General features: G+C 69.0%; 17 protein-coding genes. 3 read left to right on the top strand and 14 right to left on the bottom strand.

The annotated features are described in order from the left end of the window. Positions 1-154: 154 nt before the first annotated feature. The 14 genes from AC07PA_RS21325 to AC07PA_RS21260 form a co-directional block, all read right to left on the bottom strand. Positions 155-1,018: an isocitrate lyase/PEP mutase family protein gene (locus tag AC07PA_RS21325; RefSeq protein ID WP_494608881.1), complete on the bottom strand. Its 864-nt coding sequence runs from the start codon at positions 1,016-1,018 to the stop codon at positions 155-157. Further along, positions 1,015-2,421: an FAD-dependent oxidoreductase gene (locus AC07PA_RS21320; protein WP_494608882.1), complete on the bottom strand. Its 1,407-nt coding sequence runs from the start codon at positions 2,419-2,421 to the stop codon at positions 1,015-1,017. The genes AC07PA_RS21325 and AC07PA_RS21320 overlap by 4 nt, the downstream gene beginning before the upstream one ends. Further along, complete coding sequence (locus AC07PA_RS21315) at positions 2,418-3,047, bottom strand: cysteine hydrolase family protein (protein ID WP_494608883.1); 630 nt, start codon at positions 3,045-3,047, stop codon at positions 2,418-2,420. The genes AC07PA_RS21320 and AC07PA_RS21315 overlap by 4 nt, the downstream gene beginning before the upstream one ends. Continuing rightward, positions 3,044-5,086: a hydantoinase/oxoprolinase family protein gene (locus tag AC07PA_RS21310; protein ID WP_494608884.1), complete on the bottom strand. Its 2,043-nt coding sequence runs from the start codon at positions 5,084-5,086 to the stop codon at positions 3,044-3,046. The genes AC07PA_RS21315 and AC07PA_RS21310 overlap by 4 nt, the downstream gene beginning before the upstream one ends. Continuing rightward, a complete protein-coding gene (locus AC07PA_RS21305; protein WP_494608885.1) occupies positions 5,083-6,795 on the bottom strand; it encodes a hydantoinase B/oxoprolinase family protein in 1,713 nt (570 codons plus the stop codon). Before AC07PA_RS21305 ends, AC07PA_RS21310 begins: the two co-directional genes overlap by 4 nt. Next, the gene (locus tag AC07PA_RS21300) at positions 6,788-7,294 is read right to left on the bottom strand and encodes a LeuD/DmdB family oxidoreductase small subunit (RefSeq protein ID WP_494608886.1); all 507 of its coding nucleotides are present in this window, start codon (positions 7,292-7,294) and stop codon (positions 6,788-6,790) included. Before AC07PA_RS21300 ends, AC07PA_RS21305 begins: the two co-directional genes overlap by 8 nt. Continuing rightward, positions 7,291-8,568 (bottom strand): 3-isopropylmalate dehydratase large subunit, encoded by a 1,278-nt coding sequence (locus AC07PA_RS21295; protein WP_494608887.1) that lies wholly within the window; start codon positions 8,566-8,568, stop codon positions 7,291-7,293. Before AC07PA_RS21295 ends, AC07PA_RS21300 begins: the two co-directional genes overlap by 4 nt. Continuing rightward, positions 8,565-9,521, bottom strand: a complete 957-nt coding sequence (locus tag AC07PA_RS21290; protein ID WP_494608888.1) for a tripartite tricarboxylate transporter substrate binding protein — start codon at positions 9,519-9,521, stop codon at positions 8,565-8,567. The genes AC07PA_RS21295 and AC07PA_RS21290 overlap by 4 nt, the downstream gene beginning before the upstream one ends. A gap of 16 nt (positions 9,522-9,537) precedes the next feature. Next, complete coding sequence (locus AC07PA_RS21285; RefSeq protein WP_494608889.1) at positions 9,538-10,254, bottom strand: ABC transporter ATP-binding protein; 717 nt, start codon at positions 10,252-10,254, stop codon at positions 9,538-9,540. Further along, positions 10,251-11,012: an ABC transporter ATP-binding protein gene (locus AC07PA_RS21280; RefSeq protein WP_494608890.1), complete on the bottom strand. Its 762-nt coding sequence runs from the start codon at positions 11,010-11,012 to the stop codon at positions 10,251-10,253. The genes AC07PA_RS21285 and AC07PA_RS21280 overlap by 4 nt, the downstream gene beginning before the upstream one ends. After that, the gene (locus AC07PA_RS21275; protein WP_007850173.1) at positions 11,002-11,973 is read right to left on the bottom strand and encodes a branched-chain amino acid ABC transporter permease; all 972 of its coding nucleotides are present in this window, start codon (positions 11,971-11,973) and stop codon (positions 11,002-11,004) included. Before AC07PA_RS21275 ends, AC07PA_RS21280 begins: the two co-directional genes overlap by 11 nt. Further along, entirely contained in the window at positions 11,970-12,842 is an 873-nt protein-coding gene (locus AC07PA_RS21270; protein ID WP_494608891.1) for a branched-chain amino acid ABC transporter permease, read from the bottom strand. Before AC07PA_RS21270 ends, AC07PA_RS21275 begins: the two co-directional genes overlap by 4 nt. A gap of 94 nt (positions 12,843-12,936) precedes the next feature. Next, positions 12,937-14,139: an ABC transporter substrate-binding protein gene (locus AC07PA_RS21265; protein WP_007850168.1), complete on the bottom strand. Its 1,203-nt coding sequence runs from the start codon at positions 14,137-14,139 to the stop codon at positions 12,937-12,939. A gap of 47 nt (positions 14,140-14,186) precedes the next feature. Beyond that, positions 14,187-14,987 (bottom strand): GntR family transcriptional regulator, encoded by an 801-nt coding sequence (locus AC07PA_RS21260; RefSeq protein ID WP_035202305.1) that lies wholly within the window; start codon positions 14,985-14,987, stop codon positions 14,187-14,189. 346 nt (positions 14,988-15,333) lie between these two features. Between AC07PA_RS21260 and AC07PA_RS21255 the strand changes: the two genes are divergently transcribed. Genes AC07PA_RS21255 through AC07PA_RS21245 form a run of 3 tightly spaced genes read left to right on the top strand, consistent with a single transcriptional unit; the run spans position 15,334 to position 20,448 of the window. After that, positions 15,334-16,044: a TetR/AcrR family transcriptional regulator gene (locus AC07PA_RS21255; protein WP_494608892.1), complete on the top strand. Its 711-nt coding sequence runs from the start codon at positions 15,334-15,336 to the stop codon at positions 16,042-16,044. Positions 16,045-16,047: 3 nt separating this feature from the next. Further along, entirely contained in the window at positions 16,048-17,232 is a 1,185-nt protein-coding gene (locus AC07PA_RS21250) for an efflux RND transporter periplasmic adaptor subunit (RefSeq protein ID WP_007850161.1), read from the top strand. Between the two features lie 6 nt (positions 17,233-17,238). Further along, a complete protein-coding gene (locus tag AC07PA_RS21245; RefSeq protein WP_494608893.1) occupies positions 17,239-20,448 on the top strand; it encodes an efflux RND transporter permease subunit in 3,210 nt (1,069 codons plus the stop codon). The last annotated feature ends 4 nt before the right edge of the window (positions 20,449-20,452 follow it).

Below are 20,452 nucleotides of genomic sequence, written 5' to 3'. Positions count from 1 at the left end.
ACGCGGTGAGACGGGGGTGACCTGGCCCGATGAACTGCCAAACCCGCCAATTATGCAGGGCGAATTCAGCAGCGAAGTGCAAGGTGGGCGGCGATGGTCGCCCCCCACCCCTTTGGGGGGTCGTCAGGCCGTGTCTACCGATCGATCTCAGCGGCTATTCGTACCTGCGCCCCAGCTCCATCAGCTCAGGTGTCCCGATCAACGCGTTCAGGCCGTCGAAGTCCAGCATCCGCTCCTTGAACGGCGCAGTGGTCTGGTGCGCATGCAGGCTGGCGTAGTAGCCCTGCAGGGTGTGGGCCACGGCCCGGGCGGTACCGCCCGGAAAGATGGCGATGCGAAAACCGCGCTGGCCCAGCTCCTGCGCGCTCTGCACGGGGGTCTTGCCGCCCTCGACCATGTTGGCCAGCAAGGGGATGCGGTGGGCGAAGCGTTGGCAGGCGGCATCCATCTGCTCTGGCGTGCGCAGGGCCTCGATGAACAGTGCATCCACGCCGCATTCCAGATAACGCTCGGCGCGGTCGAACGCAGCCTCGATGCCCTCGACCGCGAGCGCATCCGTGCGCGCCAGGATGAGGGTGCCGGCGTCGTGCCGGGCATCGAGCGCCGCGCGCAGCTTGCCGCACATCTCGGCGGCAGGCACCACAGTCTTGCCGTCCAGGTGGCCGCAGCGCTTGGGAAAGCCCTGGTCCTCCACCTGCACCATGGCAGCGCCGGCGCGCTCGAAGCCGCGCACCGTGCGCTGCATGTTGAGTGCGTTGCCGAAACCCGTGTCGGCATCGACGATGACGGGCGTGCGCACGCGCTCGGTGATGCGCGCCAGCGTGTCTTCCACCTCGGTGTAGGTGGTCAGGCCCACGTCGGAGCGGCCCAGCCGGGTATAGGCGATGGAGGCCCCCGAGAGGTACAGCGCCTCGAAGCCGGCCTGCTCGGCCACCAGGGCGCTCAGCGCGTCATAGACACCGGGGGCCAGGAGGATCTGCGGCTGCTGCAGCCGTTGGTGCAAGGAAATGCCATTCATGGGGTGTTGCCCGTGGAGGGATGGAGCAGATGGGCGGCGGTGTGGGCCGCCAGGTAGCCGCCGGCCACGGCGCTCAAGAGGCCGTTGCCCGAGAGATAACCCCAGACGGCATCGCCCGAGACACCGCGCGCCGCACCGCCGGCCGCCAGCAGGTTGGGAAATGGCCGGCCCACCGTGTCGAGCACCCGGCATTGCGCATCGATGTCGAGCCCGCCCTGGGTATGGAACAAGGCACCCGTGACCTTGACGGCGCAGAACGGTGCCTGCAAGGGCCGCGCCGCCGCGCGCGGGTACGGGCCCTGCCCTGCCAGCGTGGCCGAAAGTGCCGCTTCCTCGCAGCCGATCACGGCGGCCAGGGCCTGCACGCTGCCGCAATGCTTGACGGCACCCGCCGCCTCGGCGTCCACGAAATCCGGAAAGCCGCGCGCCAGCGCGAGGATGGGCCCGTCGAAGACATTCCAGGCCACGCCGCCCGGCTGGGCCAGCACATGCACCGAAGCTTCGGAATAGCCCTGCGTCTCGTCGTGAAAGCGCCGGCCCAGGGCATTGACCTGGATACCGCCCTCCATCATCAACGCCCAGGAGATCAGCGCGCCCTGGGGGATGGCCCAGGAGCCATGGCCCTGGTAGCCGCCCAGGTCGGCCAGGCGCGCACCCAGCGCACGGCCCCAGGCAATGGCACTGCCGTCGTTGCCGGCATGGCCGGCGAACAGGGCGTCGCGCATCTCGGGCAGCAGCTCGCGCACCATGGCGGCATTGCCACCAAAGCCGTTGCAGGCCAGGATGGCCGCGTCGCAGGACAGGTGCTCCAGCGTGCCGTCCGGCCGCTCGTAGCCGACGCCGATCACCAGGCCGGTCTCGTCGGCCCACAGCTCGCGCACGACGGCATCGGTCACGAGGGGAATGTCCGCCGCCGCGGCGGCATTGGCCAGGCGGCCCATCAGGCCCACCCCGGTCTTCTCGGGCACGGCATGCATGCGGCGCACGCTGTGGCCGGGGTAGAGAAAGCCGTCGAGCACCTGCCACTCCAGGCCATGGCGCTGCTGCAGTGCATCGAGTGCGGGGCCGATGGCGCGGGCGTAAGCCTGCACCAGTTGCGGCGCCGCCCTGCCCTTGGCCTTGGCGCCGATGTCAGCGGCGAAGCGCTCGGGGCTGTCGGCTATGCCCAGGTCCTTCTGCACCTGCGTGGCCGGTGCCGGGATGAAGCCCGAGGACAGGGCCGAGGAGCCCGTGGGCGTAGCGTCGCGCTCCAGCACCGCGCAGTCCACCCCCAGGTCATGCAGCATCAGCGCGGCCGTCAGGCCACAGGCACCGCCGCCCACGATGGCCACGGGCACATGGTTGTCCCGCGTGGCCGCGGGCATGCGGTCGGCCCGGCGGATGGTGGGCAGCGTGGCCGTCATGGCGTGCCGGCCGCCAGTGCCGCGGTGAAGTCGGCGCAGGTCAGCACCTGGGCCACGGTGCCCAGGTCGGCCAGCGCCGTGTCGTGCACTTCCTGGCGGAAGGCCGCACAGCCGTCCGACAGCACCAGGGTGCGGTAGTCGCGCATATGGGCATCGCGCACGGTGCTGGCCACGCCGCCGTTGGTGACGATGCCGCACACCGCCACGGTGTCGATGCCCGCGCGGCGCAGCACCCAGTCGAGCTGGGTGTTGAAGAAGGCCGAGTACGCCACCTTGCACACCGAGACGTCCACCCAGGTGGCGATCTCCGGCACATGGGCCTGGCCCCGGCTGCCGGGCGCGAAGTCGCTGCGCCGCAGGAAAGGCCGCAAGGTCTTGAGGTGGGGCGAAACCATGGGTTCGCCCTGGGCATCGGACCACAGGGTGAACTGGCTGCCCGCCACCAGCCCACTTCCCGCCTTGACCGCCTTGGCCACCTCGGCCACCCGTGGCGGCAGCGCCAGAGCGGCCGGGCTTACCGCGCCGCCGCGTGCATAGGCACCGTCGGGCGCGAGAAAGTCGTTCTGCAGGTCGATCACGACCAGCGCCACGCGCCGGGTGTGCAGGGGGGCTGCGGCGGCGGTCATGCGGTACGCACCAGCAGATTGCCCAGCGTGTCCACCGTGGCGTAAAAGCCCGGCTCCAGCCACACCGTGGTGTCGGGCTGCTCCAGGATGGCCGGGCCGTCGATGCGTGTGCCCACGGGCAGGTCCAGCCGCGCGTGGCGTGCCGCATCCCACCACTGGCCGGCATGGAACACGCGCTGCACACCCAGGGAGGGCTGGAGCGTGGTCGACTGCGGCGCCAGCACCGTGAGGTCGAACTTGGGGCGCACGCCCACACGGGCGTAGCGCAGGTTCATCACCCGCACCGCAATGCCGGCCAGCACCCGGCCGAAGGCGGCGCGGTAGGCCCCCTCGAACGCGGCCTGGATACCTTCGCGGTCGAGCGCATCGGCGGCAACAGGGACCTGCACGGTGTGCGTCTGCCCGGCATAGAGCATGTCCAGCGCAATGATCTGCTGCACCTGCACGAACTGCACGCCGGCCGAATCCAGGCGCTGCTGGCAGGCTTCGGACAGGGCCTGCACGCGCTGGCGCAGATCGGCCACGTCGAGCTCGGCCAGGGGCTTGTTCAGAGTCTGCACCGCATCGTGGCGCATGTCCGCCATCACGCAGCCCAGGGCGGACGTGACGCCCGGGTAGCGCGGCACGATGCCCGTGCCCACGCCCACCTCGCGCATCATGGCGCACACGTGCAGCGCACCGCCGCCGCCGAAGGGCATGTAGGCGAACTGGCGCGGGTCGTGCCCACGCTCGATGGAGACCACGCGCACGGCGCCGGCCATCTTGGCATTGGCCACGGTGAGGATGGCCTCGGCCGCGGCCATGGCATCCAGGCCCAGCGGAAGGGCCACATGGGTCTCGATGGCATCGCGCGACCTGGCCGCATCCATGGCGGCCAGCAGGCCGCCGCCCAGCGGCCGGTCGGCCGCGATGCGGCCCAGCAGCACGTTGGCATCGGTCACCGTGGGCCGGGTGTTGCCGCGCCCGTAGCAGGCGGGGCCGGGCACGCTGCCGGCCGACTCGGGCCCCACCTGCAGCATGCCGCTGGCGTCCACCGAGGCGATGGAGCCACCGCCCGCGCCGATGGTCTCGATCTGGATCATGGGCGAGCGCACCACCATGCCGAACTCAATGGCGGTCTGCGCGGCCAGGGCCGCCTCGCCGCCCGCGACCAGGGACACGTCGAACGAGGTGCCCCCCATGTCGCCCGTGATCGCATCGGGAAAGCCCGCCGCCCGCGCGATGGCCGCGCAGGCAATGACGCCCGCCGCCGGGCCCGACAGCGCCGTGCGCACCGGCACGTCGCAGGCCGTCTGGCGCGACATCACGCCGCCGTTGCTCTGCACGATGAGCAGTTCGCCGCCGAAGCCCTGGCCGCGCAGGTCGCCCTCCAGCCGCTCCAGGTAGCTCCCCACCACCGGCTGCAGGGCCGCATTGAGCGTGGCGGTGGAGCAGCGCTCGAACTCGCGGATCTCGGGCAGCACCTCGCTGGCCGCCGTCACATGGGCGTTGGGCCAGAGGGCGCGCACGGCGGTCACGGCCGCCTGCTCGTTGGCCGGGTTGGCGTAGGTGTTGATGAAGAACACGCACACGGCCTCGCAGCCCGCCTCCAGCAAGGCCTGCGCCTGGGCCTTCACCTGGGCCAGGTCCACCGGAGTGTGCAGCGTGCCGTCGGCCAGCACGCGCTCGTCCACCTCCAGGCGCAGGTGGCGCGGCACGATGGGCTCGAAGCTGCCGCGCAGGCCCCAGGTCTGGGGGCGGTCGCGCCGGCGCATCTCCAGCACGTCGCGAAAGCCGCGCGTGGTGATGATGCCGGTGCGCGCCACCTTGCGCTCCAGCAGCGCATTGGTGCCCACAGTGGTGCCATGCACGATGGTGGCGATGGCCGCGGCCGAATCCGCCACCCGCGCCACGCCGTTCATGAAGCCGCGCGCCTCTTCCCCCCGGGTCGAGGGCACCTTGACGATGCGGGCGCTGCCGTCGGCCTCGTCGAGCACGAACAGATCGGTGAAGGTGCCACCCACGTCCACCCCCACCACAAAGGAAGCCTTGCCGCTCATGCTGCGCCTTTCATTGCTGCTGCGCTGTCGTCCACCACCACATAACCCATCGCCTCATCGCTCTGACGCGCTGCGGCTGACCGTGCCGCAGGCAGGCCGTAGCCCCCGCCACCGGGTGTCTCCAGCCGCACACGCTCGCCCTTTTTCAGCTGGATGCCGATCATCTTGGAGCGCATGGGCGGCGTCTTCCACTCGCCTGCGTTCTGGTAGCTGAAGACGTTCAGGGCGCCCTCCCCGCCCCCGGCGATGCCCTGGGGCGCGGCCTTGCCGCGCTCGCCGAAGATGAAGACTTCGGCATCCTGCTCCAGCAACTCGATCTCGTAGATGGCCCCGAGGCCGCCGCGGTGCTGGCCGTCGCCGCCCGAGCCCGGGCGCAGCGCCCATTGCGTGAAACGCACCGGGTAGGCCGCCTCCAGGATTTCCAGCGGCGGAATCGTCGCCGTGGAGATGGGCGCATTGCCGTGGCTCATGCCGTCGCCATCCGAATGGCCGCCATGGCCGCCGCCGAAGAAGCTGAACATCACCCAGCGCTGGCCCTTGCGTGCCGCATCGGTGCGGTGCCCGGCGATCGAGAGCGCATTGATGGTGCCGTAGGCCTGGGCCATGGCGCGCTCGGGCGCGGCCAGGGCCGTGGCGCTGAAGATCACGTCGATCATGCGCAGGATGGTCTCGGTGTAGCCGCCCACCGGGCGCGGCCGCGCGGCGCTGATCACCAGGCCGTCGGGCAGCACGAAGTCCACCGCGTCGAGCACGCCGGCATTGGCCGGCACGTCGGGAAACAGGTGCTTGAGCGCCACATAGCAGGCCGCGATGGCCGTGGCGCGCGAGATGTTCACCGGCCCGGCGCACTGGGGCGAGGTGCGCGAGAAGTCGAGCGTGAGCCGGTCGCCCTGCACCGCCATGTCCAGGGCGATGGTCAGCGCCTCGTCCTTCACGCCGTCGTTGTCCAGCATGTCGCTGAAGCTGTAGCGCCCATCGGGCAGCGCCGCGATGTGCGAGCGCATGAGCCGGACGGCGCGTAAGCGCAGCTCGCCCATGGCCTGCAGCACCACGCCGTCGCCGTACTGGTCGAGCAGGTCGTGCAGGCGGCGCTCGCCCAGGTCCAGGGCCGAAAGCTGGCCGTTGAGGTCGCCCCACAGGCTGTCGGGCAGGCGGGTATTGGCCTTGAGGATGGCCAGCACGTCTTCGTCGAGCGTGCCGCCGCGCACGATGCGCACCGGCGGTATCTGCACCGCCTCCTGCCAGCACTCGGTGGCGGCGGGGTTGTAGTTGCCGGGCACGTTGCCGCCCACGTCATGCCAGTGCGCGGCCGAGGCCAGGAAGCAGTACAGCCTGCCGCCACGAAAGAACGGCCGCACCAGCTTGAAGTCGTTGGCATGCGTGCCGCCCTCGTAGGGGTCGTTGAACAGCCAGGTATCGCCCTGTGCCATGCCGCCGCGCCCGTCTGCGATGCGCATGGCCGCGCGCACCGCGAAGGCCATGGCCCCCACGAACACCGGCAGGCCCGACTTGCCCTGCACCAGGGTGTCGCCGCTCGTGGCATCGTACAGGCCGTGGCAGGCGTCGTGCGCCTCGGCGATGATGGGGTTGAACGCGCTGCGGTAGAGCGTGGCGTCCATCTCGTCGGCGATCTGCTCGAGCCGCCCGCGCAGCACCGCGAGGGTGACGGGGTCCATGCTGCTGGTGGTGCTTGCTGTCTGTTCAGCCATTCGAGGCCTCCTTGCCGAATCGAGCGCGCAGCTGGTTCATCAAGCCGCCAGCGCGCACCATGTCCATGAGAAATGGGGGAATCGGATCGCACGCCAGGCGCGTGCCATCCGCCGTGACCACGGCCGGTGCCTGCCAGTCCAGGGCCACCGTTTCGCCCTCGGCCACCCTGCCCGCCTGCGTGCAGGTCAGCAGCAGCAGGCCCAGGTTGAAGGCATTGCGAAAGTACAGGCCGCTGAAGGAGGGAGCGATGACCGCCACGATCCCGAGCCGCACCAGCACCGCGGCCGCCTGCTCGCGCGAGGAGCCGATGCCGAAGTTGGGCCCGGCCACGATCACGTCGCCCTGGCGCACGCCACCCACGAAGTCCGGCCGCACCGATTCCAGGCAGTGGCGCGCCAGCACGTCGATGCCGTGCTTCATCGCGTGGCCGGGTGCCAGCAAGTCGGTGTCGATGTCGGCGCCCAGCTTCCAGGCCCTGTGCAGCGGTGCAGCGCTCATGCCAGCACCTCGCGCGGGTCGGCAATCCGGCCCTTGAGGGCCGAGGCGGCCACGGTATAGGGCGAGGCCAGGTACACCTGGGCCGTGGCCGAGCCCATGCGCCCCTTGAAATTGCGCGCCGTGCTGGAGATCACGGTGGTGCCGTCGCCCACGCTGTCGCCATAGCCGGCGCAGGCGCCGCAGCTGGTCGGGAACAGCTCGGCCCCCGCGTCCTCCAGCACCTGCAGCACGCCTTCGGCCCGGGCGGCGGCCTGGTCCTGCTGGCTCGCGGGCGCCACCATCAGGCGCACACCGCTGGCCACGCGCTGGCCGCGCAGAACGCTGGCGGCGGCCCGCAGGTCGTCGAGCTTGGCGCCCGTGCAGGCGCCGATGTAGGCCACGTCGATGCGCGTTCCCGCATGCTGGCCCACGGCACTGGTGTTGGCTGGGCTGTGGGGCGCAGCCACCTGGGGCGCCAGGGTGTCGGCAGCGAATTCGTGGCGGGTAAGTGGCGCGCCAGGGTCGGTTGTCCAGGCATCCAGCCCCTGCAGGTCCGCCTCGGGCACGCCGTGGGCCGCCAGCCAGTCGCGCGTGGTCGCGTCGGGAGCGATCAGGCCGGCCTGGGCACCCAGCTCGGCGCTCATGTTCGACAGCGTCATGCGCTCCTGCATCGACAGGGCCTGCACGGCAGGGCCGGCAAACTCCACGGCCTGGTACTGGCCGCCGTTCATGCCGAAGCGGCCGATCATGTGCAGCATCATGTCCTTGGCGGTCACGCCAGGGGCCAGGTGCCCGGTCCAGTGCATCTGCAGGGTGTGCGGCACGCGCAGCCAGATCTTGCCGGTGACGACCACGCCCAGCATCTCGGTGCTGCCGATGCCGAACATGTAGGCGCCGAAGGCCCCGCCCGTGGGCGAATGCGAATCCCCGCCCACGCAGAACATGCCGGGGCGGATGTGGCCGTGCTGCGGCACCACCACATGGCAGATGCCCTGGCCGTCGTAGACATGGGGCAGCGCCTGCTCCTGCGCCCAGTCGCGCGCGATGCGCACGATGCGGCGCGACTCCTCGTCGCGCTCGGGCAGGTAGTGGTCCATGACCAGCACCACGCGCGACTTGTCCCACAGCTGGGCACCCAGCTCTTCGAGCATGGGCTTGAGCCGGCGCGGGCCGGACGAGTCGTGGAACATGGCCAGGTCCACGCTGCAGTTCACGATCTCACCCGGCGTGACGCCGGTGCGCCCGCTCGCGCGGGCCACCAGCTTCTGCGCCAGGGTGCTGGGCTCGGAGCTCATTCGGGCTTGGCTCCGGCAAAGCGCACGACCTTGGCCCAGCGCGGGATCTCGGCCTGCACGAAGCGCGCGAACTCCTCGGGGCTGTTGCCCACGGGCACGGCGCCCTCGGTCTCCAGGCGCTTTTTCACCTCGGGCGTGGCGATGGCCTGGCGGGCCGCGTCGCTCAGGCGCTTGGCCAACTCGGGGGCCATGTTCCCGGGCCCGAACAGACCGAACCAGGCGCTCGACTCGTATCCCGGCAACACCTCGGAAATCGCGGGCACGTCCGGGAAGGCCGGCAGGCGCCTGGCGCTGGTGACGCCGAGCGCCCGGAGCTTGCCCGCCCGCACCTGCGCCTGGGCATTGCCCACGGCGGCGAACATCAGCTCCACCTGCCCGGCCAGCACGTCCTGCAGCGCCGGGGCGGTGCCGCGGTAGGGAATGTTGACGATGTAGGCGCCCGACTGCATCTTGAAGGCATCGCCCGCCAGGTGCAGCGAGGAGCCCACGGCGCCAATCGCGAAGTTGAGCTTGCCCGGCCGCGCCTTGGCCAGCGCAATCAGCTCGCGCACGTCCCTGGCCGGTACCGAAGGGTTGGCCACCAGGATCGAGGGCGAGGTGGCCACGCAGGTCAGCGGCGTGAAGTCCTTGATGGGATCGAAGGGCAGCGAGGGGTAGAGACTGGCGTTGATGGCGTGGCTCGTGAAGCTCATGAGCAGCGTGTTGCCGTCGGGCGCGGCCTTGGCCACCGCGTCGGCGGCGATGTTGCCGCCGGCGCCCGGGCGGTTTTCCACCACCACGGTGCGCCCGAGCTGGCGACCCATTTCGCTGGCCAGGTTGCGCGCCAGGGTGTCGGTGGAGCCGCCGGCGGGCGCGCCCACCAGGATGCGGATGGGGGCGTTCTGGGCCAGGGCCTGCCCGAGGGGAAGCACCGCGGGCAAGGCCAGCAGCAGGTTTCGGCGTGGAATCGTCATGGGGGTTGTCTCCTTGTCAAAGGCCCAGGTAGGCCCGGCGCAGTTCGTCGCTGCGCAGCAGTTCGTCGGGCGCGCCCGAGAACCGGATGCTCCCGTTCTCCATCACATAGGCGCGGTCGGCGATCTCCAGCGACTGGCCCACGTTCTGCTCGACCAGCAGCACCGCCAGGCCCGTGGAGCGCAGCTGGCGGATCAGGCCGAACATCTCCTCGACCAGCAGGGGCGACAGGCCCAGCGAGGGCTCGTCCAGAATCAACAGGCGCGGCTCGGCCATCAGACCGCGGCCGATGGCCAGCATCTGCTGCTCGCCGCCGCTCATGGTGCCGGCCAGTTGGCCAGTGCGCTCCTTGAGGCGCGGGAAGGTCGCGAACACCTTGTCGATGTTCTCGGCCCGGCGCTCGCGGGCACGCGAGAAGCTGCCCAGTACCAGGTTTTCGAGCACACTGAGGTTGGGGAAGATCTTGCGCCCCTCGGGTACCTGGATCAACCCGGCCTTGACGACCGCCGTGTAGTGCGCGCCGCTCAGGTCGGCGCCGCCAAAGGCCACACGCCCGGCCCAGGCCGGGTAGATGCCGCAGACCACGTTGTTGAGCGTGGACTTGCCCGCACCATTGCTGCCCAGCAGGGCCACGGTTTCGCCGGAGTTCACGTGCAGGTCCACACCGCGCAGCACCTCGACACGGCCGTAACCGCCGCGCAGCCCGGTGATGTCGAGCAAGGGCGCCGTGTTCATGCGGCCTCCTTGGCGGCCGCGGCACGCAGGCGTGCTGCCGTGCCATGGCCCAGGTAGGCCTCGATCACGCGCTCGTCGGACGTCACCACGCCGGGGCTGCCCTCGGCGATCAGCTGGCCCTGGGCCAGCACCCACACATGCTCGGCCAGGTTCATCACGGCCTGCATCACGTGCTCGATCATCAGCACCGTCACGCCACCCTGCGCAATGCCGCGCACCACGGGAATCATCTCGGCAATCTCCTGGGGGTTGAGGCCGGCCAGCACCTCGTCGAGCAGCAAGAGGCGCGGCCGGGTGGCCAGGGCCCGCGCCAGCTCCAGCCGCTTGCGCCCGGCCACCGTGAGGTCCGACGCCGGTTTTTCCAGTTGCGCCGACAGCCCCACGCGCGCAGCCACCTCGGTGGCCAGTGCCAGGGCCGCAGTGCGGCGCGGCTCGTGCAGGTGCGCGCCCACGGCGATGTTCTCGCGCACGGTCTGGGCGGCGAAGGGCTGCACGATCTGAAAGGTGCGCGCCATGCCCAGGCGGGCATTGAGGTGCGGCGCCAGGCCGGTGATGTCGCTGCCGGCGAAACGCACCGTGCCGGAGTCGGGCTTCACGAAGCCGGTCATCAGCGCGAACAGCGTGGTCTTGCCGGCACCGTTGGGGCCGATCAACGCGGTCAGCGAGCCTTCGGGCACCGTGAGGCTGACGTTCTGCACGGCCTTGAGGCCGCCGAAGGCTTTGCCCAGCCCCGTGAGAGTGAGCAGCTCATTGGCCATGGCGACCTCCCGATCGTTTCCACAGGTCCACCACCGACTGGCCCAGCCCCGCGATGCCGCGCGGCAGGAACATCACGATGAGCACCAGCACCACGCCGTAGATCACCATGTTGATCCCCGGCAGCTGGCCGAACAGGTTGCGCGTGAGGTCGGCCAGCACGTGCAGCACCAGCGCGCCGAGCACCGGCCCCCAGACGGTGCCGATACCGCCCACGATGGCCGCCACCAGGGCTTCCACCGAGGTCACCGAGCCATAGGCGATGCCCGGGTCGATGTACTGGAAGACCTGCACGTAGAACGCGCCGGCCGCGCCCATGAAGCCGCCCGACAGCGCGATGGCGCCCATCTTCACCGTGAACGGATTCACGCCGATGGCGCGCGCCGCGTCCTCGTTGTCACGCACGGCCTGCAGCCAGGCACCGAAGCGCGAGTTGCGCAGCCACCAGCTCACCAGCAACGCCAGGGTCACCAGCGCCAGGACCAGGAACACATAGCCCTTGCGCGAACCGAACTGCATGTTGCCAAGCGACTCCCTGAGCGGCAGCATCAGCCCCACGCCCGCGCCGGTGAACGGCACCGACAGCGCCAGGATGCGGAACACCTCGGCAAAGGCCAGCGTGACCAGCGCGAAGTACGAGCCCTTGAGCCCGTAGCGGAACGACAGCCCGCCCACGAACAGCCCCACCAGCGCGCTGCCGGCCACCGCCATGGGCAAGGCCAGCCAGGCATTGATGCCGCCCTGCATCTGCGCGATGGCCTGGATGTAGGCCCCCGTCCCGAAGAACAGCGCATGACCGAATGAGAACTGCCCGCCGAAGCCGCCCAGGATGTTCCAGGCCTGCGCCAGCAGGGCCGCGTACAGGGACATCATGAGGAAGTTCAGCAGCACGCCGGAATCGGACGCCAGGGTGATGGCCGACACGGCCAGCACGAACAACGCAATGGATGCGAGCTGCTTCATTGCCGGGCTCCGAACAGGCCCTGCGGGCGGAACAGCAGCACGGCGATGAAGATGGCAAAAATGCCGATCTGCCCCAGCGATTCGCCCAGGTACAGGCCGCCGAGCGATTCGACCACCCCGATCAGCAGCCCGCCCACCAGCGCCCCGGCAAAGCTGCCCATGCCGCCGAGCACGACGATGGTGAAGGCCACCAGCACGAAGCCGCTGCCCACCTGCGGGTTGACGTAGTAGGCCGGCAGCAAAAAGCAGGCGGCCGCCCCCAGGCAGGCCAGGCCGATGCCGAAGCTCATGGCGTAGACATGGTCCACGTGGATGCCCATGAGCTTGGCGCCGTGCTTCTCGCGCGCCACGGCGCGGATGGCGCGGCCCAGGTCGGTACGCCCCACGATCCACAGCAGCAGGCCCGAGACCACCAGCGCCCCGGCGAAGGACACCAGCTTGGGCAGCGCGATCATGGCCGGGCCGATGGCCACGGTGGTCAGGGTGTAGGCGGTCTCGATGGTGCGCGTGTCGGACTTGAAGAACAGCAGCGCCAGGTTCTCCATGACGATGGAGATGCCCAGCGTGACCAGCAGGATGTTCTCGTCCTTGCCATGGCTGGCGCGGTTGATGACCACGCGCTGCAGCCCATAGCCCAGCACGAACATGCCGGGCACGAGGATGGGCAGCGCCAGGTAGGGGTCGATCCCCCAGTGCTGCTTGAGCAGGTAGACGGCGTACAGCGCCAGCATCAGCGACGCGCCATGCGCGAAGTTGATGATGTGCAGCACGCCATAGATCAGCGTGAGGCCCAGGGCGATCAGCGCATAGACCGCGCCGGTCGTCAGGCCATTGAGGACCGAGGGAAATAGGATGCTGAGCTCGAACATGGGTGCGGGGTCTGCGGCATGTCAGGCAAAGGCGTAGCCTGGCGCCAGGTCTTCTGGCGCCGGAACAACGGATGAAGGCATGGTCTTTGGGCCCTCAGGCCTTCAAGGGGAAGAGCGGGTCCGCTTCGCGGTAGTCGCGCGGGATGATGACCTTGATGTCGTTCTTGAGCACCTGGGTCATGAGCGGCTGGGCACCCTGGTTCTGTCCGGCCACGAACTTCGTGGGGCCGTACGGCATGATGTGGTCGGCGAACGTGCTCTTCTCCAGCGCGTCGATGATGGCGGCGCGGTCCGTGGACTTGGCACGCTCCAGCGCATCGGCCAGCAGCCACATGCTGGTGTAGGTCATGAACAGTTCGTAGCTGAAGAACAGGCCCTTGGCTTCCACACGCTTCTTGAGGTCCTGCGCGCGCTTGTCCTTGGGGTTGAACCAGTGGTTGCAGTCGATGATGCCGTTGGCCGCGTCCGGAAACTCCTTGACGAACTTGTAGCTCGACGCCGCACCGCCCAGCACCGAGTAGATGGCCTTGGGCGTGACCTTCTGCTGCTGCATGGTGCGCACCAGCAGCGCGTACTCGTTGTAGTAGTTGGCGGGGATCACGATGTCGGGGTTGATCGCCTTCATGCGCAGCACGATGTTGTTGAAGTCGCGCGTGGGGTTGGCGTGCTTGACGACCTCCTTGACCTCGTAGCCGTACCCGGGCAGCTCGCGCGCCAGCAGCTGGGCCGTGCCCGAACCGAACAGCGACTCCTCGTGGATGATCATCACCGTCTTGGCAGGCTTGCCGGCCGCCGTGTTGAGCACGTGCAGGTTGGCCACGGCGGTTTCGGCGCATTTCTTGTAGCCAGGGCCGAAGCGGAAGGTGTTCTTCAGGCCGCGCTCCACGATCTGGTCGGCCACGCCCACATCCACGATGTGCGGCAGGTTGTACTTGGCGGCCGCCTGCGTGGTGGCCAGGCAGATGGCCGAGGCAAACGCCCCCACCACGGCGGATACGCCGGCCTCGTTCATCTTCTCGATCTCGGCCGCGCCGGCCTGGGGCTGCGACTGCGCATCGCCCAGCAGGGCCTCGAGCTTCGCACCGCCCAGGGACTTGATGCCACCGGCCTTGTTGATGTCCTCGATGGCCATGAGCGCGCCCTCACGGCACTGCTGGCCCGAGTAGGCCAGCGCCCCCGTCACCGGGTGCAGCACCCCCACCTTGACCGCCTTGGCCTGCGCGCCGCCCACTAGGGGGAAGGCCAGGGCCGATGCGGCGGCGGCCGACTGGGATAGGAAATGGCGGCGGTTGCTCATGGGCGTGCTCCTTGGGGTGGGGTCGGGGGTCGTCGTCGTTGTAATCGTCAATGGAACTGGGCCGACAGCTCTTTGCTGACCCAGACCTTGGCATCGATACTGCCCACGCGGGACAGCTGCATCTCGTATTCGTAGCGATCGGGCCGGTACAGGCCATGCAGCCACTGCACGGGCCGCTCCTGGTCGTCGTAGATCAGGCGCCGCACGGCCAGCAGGGCCGAGCCCACGGCCACGTCGAGGTGGCGCGCCACCACGGCGTCGGCCAGCCGGGCGGAAATGGTCTGGTGGGCACGGCCGACCTTCACGCCCGACTCCTCCAGCAGCACCAGGATGGGCTTGCGTGCCAGCTCGCGGCGGCCGAACTGGCGGCCGATGTCGGCCGGCACATAGGTGGTGATGTGCGAGAGCGGGCCTTCGCGCGTGCTGCGCACCCGCACTGCCTTCTGCACGGCGTCGCCCACAGCGATCTGCAGGGCGCCCGCCACGGCGCGCGAGGCCGTGACGGTCTCCACGTCGAGCACCTTGACCGAGGTGCGCAGACCCATGCTGACCAGGTTTTCGAGCAGGCCGGTGAGCTGGGCGCGGTTGCTGTGCGGGTGGCCCTCCTGGCCACCCTGCCCCGCGTCGGGCTGGGGCACGGGCCGGGTGCCCCTGCCCGGCTGGCGGGAGATCAGGCCTTCGCCCTGCAACAGCTCCAGGGCGCGTCGCACCGTCACGCGGGCCACGGAGAACTGCTGCATCAGCGCCAGCTCGCCCGGCAGGCCTGCGGCAAAGCAGCCTTCCTGCAACTGCTCGCGCAGCACCAAGTAGATCTGGTGGTACTTGGGCAGCGGCAGCTTCGGTGACATGGGGCCATCGTCAAACATCCCTAATGTCCTGTCAATGAGACATTTAAGGGCATTTGGTCCTGTTTTAGGGACATTTGTACCCGAGAGCGCCTGGCTGCAAGGCGCTCCCTTTTTTGGAGCACGATCGCGCACTGGTTCGGGGCCTGGACGGACACGGCGCACCGCCGTGGAGCACCCACCGCGAGCCCGCCAACGGGATTTCAGGGAGCACGCGCCCTGCTCCAAGGGTTTACCCGAAGGGGGCAACAACCCCCCGGTCTTTTGTCTCGCCCAGCCATCGATCAATTGACTGGGGGAGGTGCACTTGTTATATTACTAACCAGTCAGTCATTAACTAGAAAGCCCCTTGAGCACTGTCACCACCACCCCTTCTGCCGGCACCAAACGCGAGCGCCGCAAGGAAGCGCGTCCCGGCGAATTGCTGGAGGCCGCGCTCGACCTGTTCGTCGAAAAAGGCTTTGCCGCGACCCGGGTGGACGATGTGGCGGCGCGCGCGGGCGTATCGAAGGGCACGCTGTTCCTCTACTTCCCGAGCAAGGAAGAGCTGTTCAAGGCCGTGGTGCGCCAGAACATCGCGGGCCGCTTCGAGGAGTGGAGCCATGAGCTCGAAACCTTCGAGGGCACGACCGGCGAACTGCTGCGCCACTGCTACCAGGTCTGGTGGGAGCGCATCGGCGCCACCAAGGCTTCGGGCATCACCAAGCTGATGTTCAGCGAATCCCAGAATTTCCCCGAGATCACCGTCTTCTACCAGCAGGAGGTGATCCGGCCCGGGCAGGACCTGGTGCGCCGCATCCTGCGCCGTGGCATGGACCGCGGCGAATTCCGTGCCGTGAACCTCGACTACGCCGTGCATGTGGTGATGGCCCCGATGATCTTCCTGATGCTGTGGAAGCACTCCATGGGCGCCTGCATGCCCGATGCGCTGGAGCTTGGCCCCGAGAAGTTCATCGACGCCCAGGTGGACAACGTGCTGTACGGCCTGTGCGCCCGCCCGGAAACGGGGCCTTTCGCCCCCGCCCTCTCCTCCCCTCCTCCCTCTTCTTCTGCGGTCTGACCCATGAAACGCTGGATTCCCTGGCTGGCTGCGGCCGCCGTCGTCGTGCTGGTGGGCGGTGGAGCATGGCGCGCCATGGCCGCACGCCAGCAGCAGCAAAAAGCCCTGGCACAGGCCGCCAGCCAGCGCGCCGAGGCGCCCATGCAGCTGGCCGCCAGCGAACTGGTGGGCGTGGTGCGCAGGAGCCTGGTGCTGGGCGTGCCCGTGTCCGGCTCGCTGCGCGCCACCGAATCGGCCATGGTCAAGGCGCGGGTGGCGGGCGAGCTGCAGGGCCTCACGGTGCGCGAAGGAGACAGCGTGCGCGCCGGCCAGGTGCTGGCCCGCATCGACGCCACCGAATCCCAGGCCCGCCTGCGCCAGGCGCAGCAGCAGGCCGACGCCGCCCGGGCGCAGGTGGACATCAACCAGCGCACGGTCACCAACAACCAGGCGCTGGTGAACCAGGGCTTCATCTCGGCCACGGCGCTCGTCACCTCGCAGGCCAGCCTGGAATCGGCCCAGTCGACCTACCGCGCTGCGCTGGCCGCCGCCGACGTGGCCAAAAAGTCGCTGGAAGACACCGTGCTGCGCAGCCCCATCACGGGGCAGGTATCGCAGCGCCTGGCCCAGCCCGGCGAGCGCATGCCCATCGATGGCCGCGTGCTGGAAGTCGTTGACCTCTCGCGCCTGGAGCTCGAAGCCCTACTGAGCCCGGCCGACTCGCTGGCCGTGCGCGTGGGCCAGAGGGCGCAGCTGCAGATCGAAGGCAGCGCCGAGCCCGTGGTGGCCACGGTGGCGCGCATCAACCCCAGCGCCCAGGCCGGTAGCCGCACGGTACCTGTGTACCTGGCCATCGCGCAGAACCGCGGTGCGCCCGCGCTGCGCCAGGGCCTGTTCGTGCAGGGCCTGCTGGACACCGGCCGTGCCGACGTGCTGACCGTGCCGCTCGATGCGGTGCGCACCGACAAGCCCGCGCCCTACATCCAGGCGGTGCGCGATGGCAAGGTGGCCTACCTGCCGGTCAAGACGGGCGCGCGCGCCGTGGTCGATGGCCAGACCCTGGTTGCCGTCGAAGGCGCACCCGAAGGCACGGTGGTGGTCTCCGGCCGCATGGGCCAGCTGCGCGAAGGCACGGCCGTCACCACGGCGGCAACGCCTTCCGCTCCCGTGGCTGCGGCCTCCGCCCCTGCAACGCGCCCCGCGCCCTGACCCGCCATGTGGTTCACCAAGGTCAGTCTCAAGAACCCGGTGTTCGCCACCATGGTGATGCTCGCCATCGTGGTGCTCGGCCTGTTTTCGTACCAGCGCCTGAAGGTCGACCAGTTTCCCAACATCGACTTTCCGGTGGTGGTGGTCACGGTGGACTACCCCGGCGCATCGCCCGAGATCGTCGAGAGCGAGGTCACCAAGAAGATCGAGGAAGGCGTCAACTCGATTGCCGGCATCAACGCCCTGACCTCGCGCAGCTACGAGGGCATGGCCGTCGTCATCATCGAGTTCCAGCTGCACATCGATGGCCGCAAGGCCGCCGAGGACGTGCGCGAGAAGGTGGCCACCGTGCGCCCCCTGCTGCGCACCGAGGTCAAGGAGCCACGCGTGCTGCGCTTCGACCCTGCCAGCCGTGCCGTGTGGTCGCTGGCCGTGCTGCCTGACGACAAGGCCGCCAAGGACGGCGCCGCCACGCGCAGCGCGGTGGAGCTGACCACCTGGGCCGAGCAGATCCTCAAGAAGCGCCTGGAGAACGTGCGCGGCGTGGGCGCCGTGAACCTGGTGGGCGCCACCAAGCGCGAGATCAACATCTACCTGAACCCGCAGGCACTGGAAGCCTTCGGCGTCACGCCCGACCAGGTGGCGAATGCCGTGCGCAACGAGAACCAGGACCTGCCCGTGGGCGCCATCCGCTCGCTGGCGCAGGAGCGCGTGGTGCAGATCGACGCCCGCATGGAGCGCCCCGAGGACTTCGGCCGCATCATCGTGGCGCGCAAGAACGGCGCCCCCGTGCGCCTGGACCAGGTGGCCCGCGTCAACGACGGCGCCCAGGAAGTGGAAAGCCTGGCGCTGTACAACGGCCAGCGCACGCTGCTGCTGTCGGTGCAGAAGTCGCAGGGCGAGAACACCATCGAGGTGGTGGACGGCCTGAACGCGGCCGTGGTGGAGCTACGCAACCAGTTGCCGCCCGGCGTGCGCCTGGAGACCATTGGCGACAGCGCCCGCCCGATCCGCGTGGCGGTGAACAATGTGCGCCAGACGCTGGTCGAGGGCGCCATCCTCACGGTGCTGATCGTCTTTTTGTTCCTGAACTCCTGGCGCTCCACGGTGATCACGGGGCTGACCCTGCCGATCGCGCTGATCGGCACCTTCCTGTTCATGAACATGTTCGGCTTCACCATCAACATGATCACGCTGATGGCGCTGAGCCTGTGCGTGGGTCTCTTGATCGACGATGCCATCGTGGTGCGCGAGAACATCGTGCGCCACGTGCAGATGGGCAAGTCCGCCTACAACGCGGCCATGGACGGCACGCAGGAGATCGGTCTGGCCGTGCTGGCCACCACCCTCTCCATCGTGGCGGTGTTCATGCCCATCGGCTTCATGGGCGGCATCATCGGCAAGTTCTTCCACGAGTTCGGCATCACCATCGTCGCGGCGGTGATGATCTCGATGTTCGTGAGCTTCACGCTCGATCCGATGCTGTCGAGCATCTGGCACGACCCGAGCATCCACAGCCATGGCCAGAAGACGGAGCCCGTCACCTTCTACGACAAGACCATCGGCCGGGTCACGGGCTGGTTCGACCGCGCCACCGACGCCCTGGCCGAGGGCTACCAGCACATCCTGCGCTGGTCGCTGGTGCACAAGCTGACCACCATGGCGATTGCGCTGGCCATCTTCGTGCTGAGCATCTTCATGGTGCCGCTGCTGGGCACCGAGTTCGTACCCAAGGCGGACTTCTCCGAGACCTCGATCAATTTCTACACGCCCGTGGGCTCCTCGCTCGAGGCCACCGAGGCCAAGGCCGCCCAGGTGGAGGCCATCCTGCACGAGATGCCCGAGGTGCGCTACACGCTGTCCACCATCAACACCGGCAACGCCCAGGGCAAGATCTACGCCAACATCTACGTGCGCCTGGTGGACCGCAAGGACCGCAGCCGCAGCGTGGACGCCATGTCCGACGTGCTGCGCGAGCGCCTGAAGACCGTGCCCGGCATCACCGTCACCCACGTAGGCCTGCTCGACGCCGTGGGCGGCCAGAAGCAGGTGGAGTTCTCGCTGCAGGGCCCGGACCTGCAGGAGCTCGAACGCCTGACGGCCACCGTGACCGGGAAGATCCGCGGCATCCCGGGCCTGGTGGATCTCGACACCAGCGCCAAGCCCAACAAGCCGGTGATCGCCCTCGATATCAAGCGCGATGCGGCGTCTGACCTGGGCCTGTCGGTGGCGCAGATGGCGGCATCGCTGCGCACCCTGGTGGCCGGCACCACGGTGGGCAACTGGCGCGCGCCCGACGACCAGACCTACGACGTGAACGTGCGCCTGGCGCCCGAAGCCCGCACCGCCCCGCAGGACCTGGAGCGTCTGCCCTTTGCCATGAGCAGCGCCGATGGCACCACCCGCATCGTGCGCCTGAACCAGGTGGCCAGCGTGACCGAATCGACCGGCGCCAACCAGATCAACCGCCGCGACCTGACGCGCGAGGTGGCCATCAACGCCAACGTGTCGCAGCGTTCGGCCGGTGAGGTGTCGGCCGACATCAAGAAGGCGCTGGAAGAAGTCAACTTCCCGCCCGGCTACCGCTACCAGTTCGGCGGCTCCACCAAGAACATGGCCGAATCCTTCGGCTACGCCATCTCGGCCCTGGTGCTGGCCATCGTCTTCATCTACATGATCCTGGCCAGCCAGTTCCGCAGTTTTCTGCAGCCGCTGGCACTCATGACCTCGCTGCCGCTCACGCTGATCGGCGTGGTACTGGCGCTGATGATGTTCCGCTCCACCCTGTCGATGTTCTCCATCATCGGCGTGGTGATGCTCATGGGCCTGGTGACCAAGAACGCCATCCTGCTGGTCGACTTTGCCATCCGCGCCCGTGAGGAGCACACCGACGATACCGGCGCCACCGTGCCCGGCCTGCCCCGTGCCGAGGCGCTGCTGCTGGCCGCCCGCGTACGGCTGCGCCCCATCCTCATGACCACGCTGGCCATGATCTTCGGCATGGTGCCGCTGGCCTTCGCGCTGTCCGAGGGTTCCGAGCAGCGCGCCCCCATGGGCCAGGCCGTGATCGGCGGGGTCATCACCTCCTCGCTGCTCACCCTGGTGGTGGTACCGGTGGTGTATTGCTACATGGACGATCTGGCGCGCTGGGCCCTGGCGCGCGTGGGTCGCGGCCGGGCAACCCCAGAGGCCCGTAAAATCGAGGGTTTGTCCTGACACC

The sequence above is a fragment of the Acidovorax sp. GW821-FHT09B03 genome (assembly GCF_059418305.1).
Note: the sequence above shows the minus strand (reverse complement) of the source record. Positions and strands in the feature narration are given on the sequence as shown.

Coding starts and splice junctions, on each gene's coding strand:
- AC07PA_RS21285 (WP_494608889.1), bottom strand. CDS start 10,254: ATGAACACGGCGCCCTTGCTCGACATCACCGGGCTGCGCGGCGGTTAC.
- AC07PA_RS21320 (WP_494608882.1), bottom strand. CDS start 2,421: ATGACGGCCACGCTGCCCACCATCCGCCGGGCCGACCGCATGCCCGCG.
- AC07PA_RS21310 (WP_494608884.1), bottom strand. CDS start 5,086: ATGAGCGGCAAGGCTTCCTTTGTGGTGGGGGTGGACGTGGGTGGCACC.
- AC07PA_RS21275 (WP_007850173.1), bottom strand. CDS start 11,973: ATGAAGCAGCTCGCATCCATTGCGTTGTTCGTGCTGGCCGTGTCGGCC.
- AC07PA_RS21265 (WP_007850168.1), bottom strand. CDS start 14,139: ATGAGCAACCGCCGCCATTTCCTATCCCAGTCGGCCGCCGCCGCATCG.
- AC07PA_RS21325 (WP_494608881.1), bottom strand. CDS start 1,018: ATGAATGGCATTTCCTTGCACCAACGGCTGCAGCAGCCGCAGATCCTC.
- AC07PA_RS21300 (WP_494608886.1), bottom strand. CDS start 7,294: ATGAGCGCTGCACCGCTGCACAGGGCCTGGAAGCTGGGCGCCGACATC.
- AC07PA_RS21315 (WP_494608883.1), bottom strand. CDS start 3,047: ATGACCGCCGCCGCAGCCCCCCTGCACACCCGGCGCGTGGCGCTGGTC.
- AC07PA_RS21280 (WP_494608890.1), bottom strand. CDS start 11,012: ATGGCCAATGAGCTGCTCACTCTCACGGGGCTGGGCAAAGCCTTCGGC.
- AC07PA_RS21245 (WP_494608893.1), top strand. CDS start 17,239: ATGTGGTTCACCAAGGTCAGTCTCAAGAACCCGGTGTTCGCCACCATG.
- AC07PA_RS21260 (WP_035202305.1), bottom strand. CDS start 14,987: ATGTCACCGAAGCTGCCGCTGCCCAAGTACCACCAGATCTACTTGGTG.
- AC07PA_RS21290 (WP_494608888.1), bottom strand. CDS start 9,521: ATGACGATTCCACGCCGAAACCTGCTGCTGGCCTTGCCCGCGGTGCTT.
- AC07PA_RS21250 (WP_007850161.1), top strand. CDS start 16,048: ATGAAACGCTGGATTCCCTGGCTGGCTGCGGCCGCCGTCGTCGTGCTG.
- AC07PA_RS21305 (WP_494608885.1), bottom strand. CDS start 6,795: ATGGCTGAACAGACAGCAAGCACCACCAGCAGCATGGACCCCGTCACC.
- AC07PA_RS21270 (WP_494608891.1), bottom strand. CDS start 12,842: ATGTTCGAGCTCAGCATCCTATTTCCCTCGGTCCTCAATGGCCTGACG.
- AC07PA_RS21295 (WP_494608887.1), bottom strand. CDS start 8,568: ATGAGCTCCGAGCCCAGCACCCTGGCGCAGAAGCTGGTGGCCCGCGCG.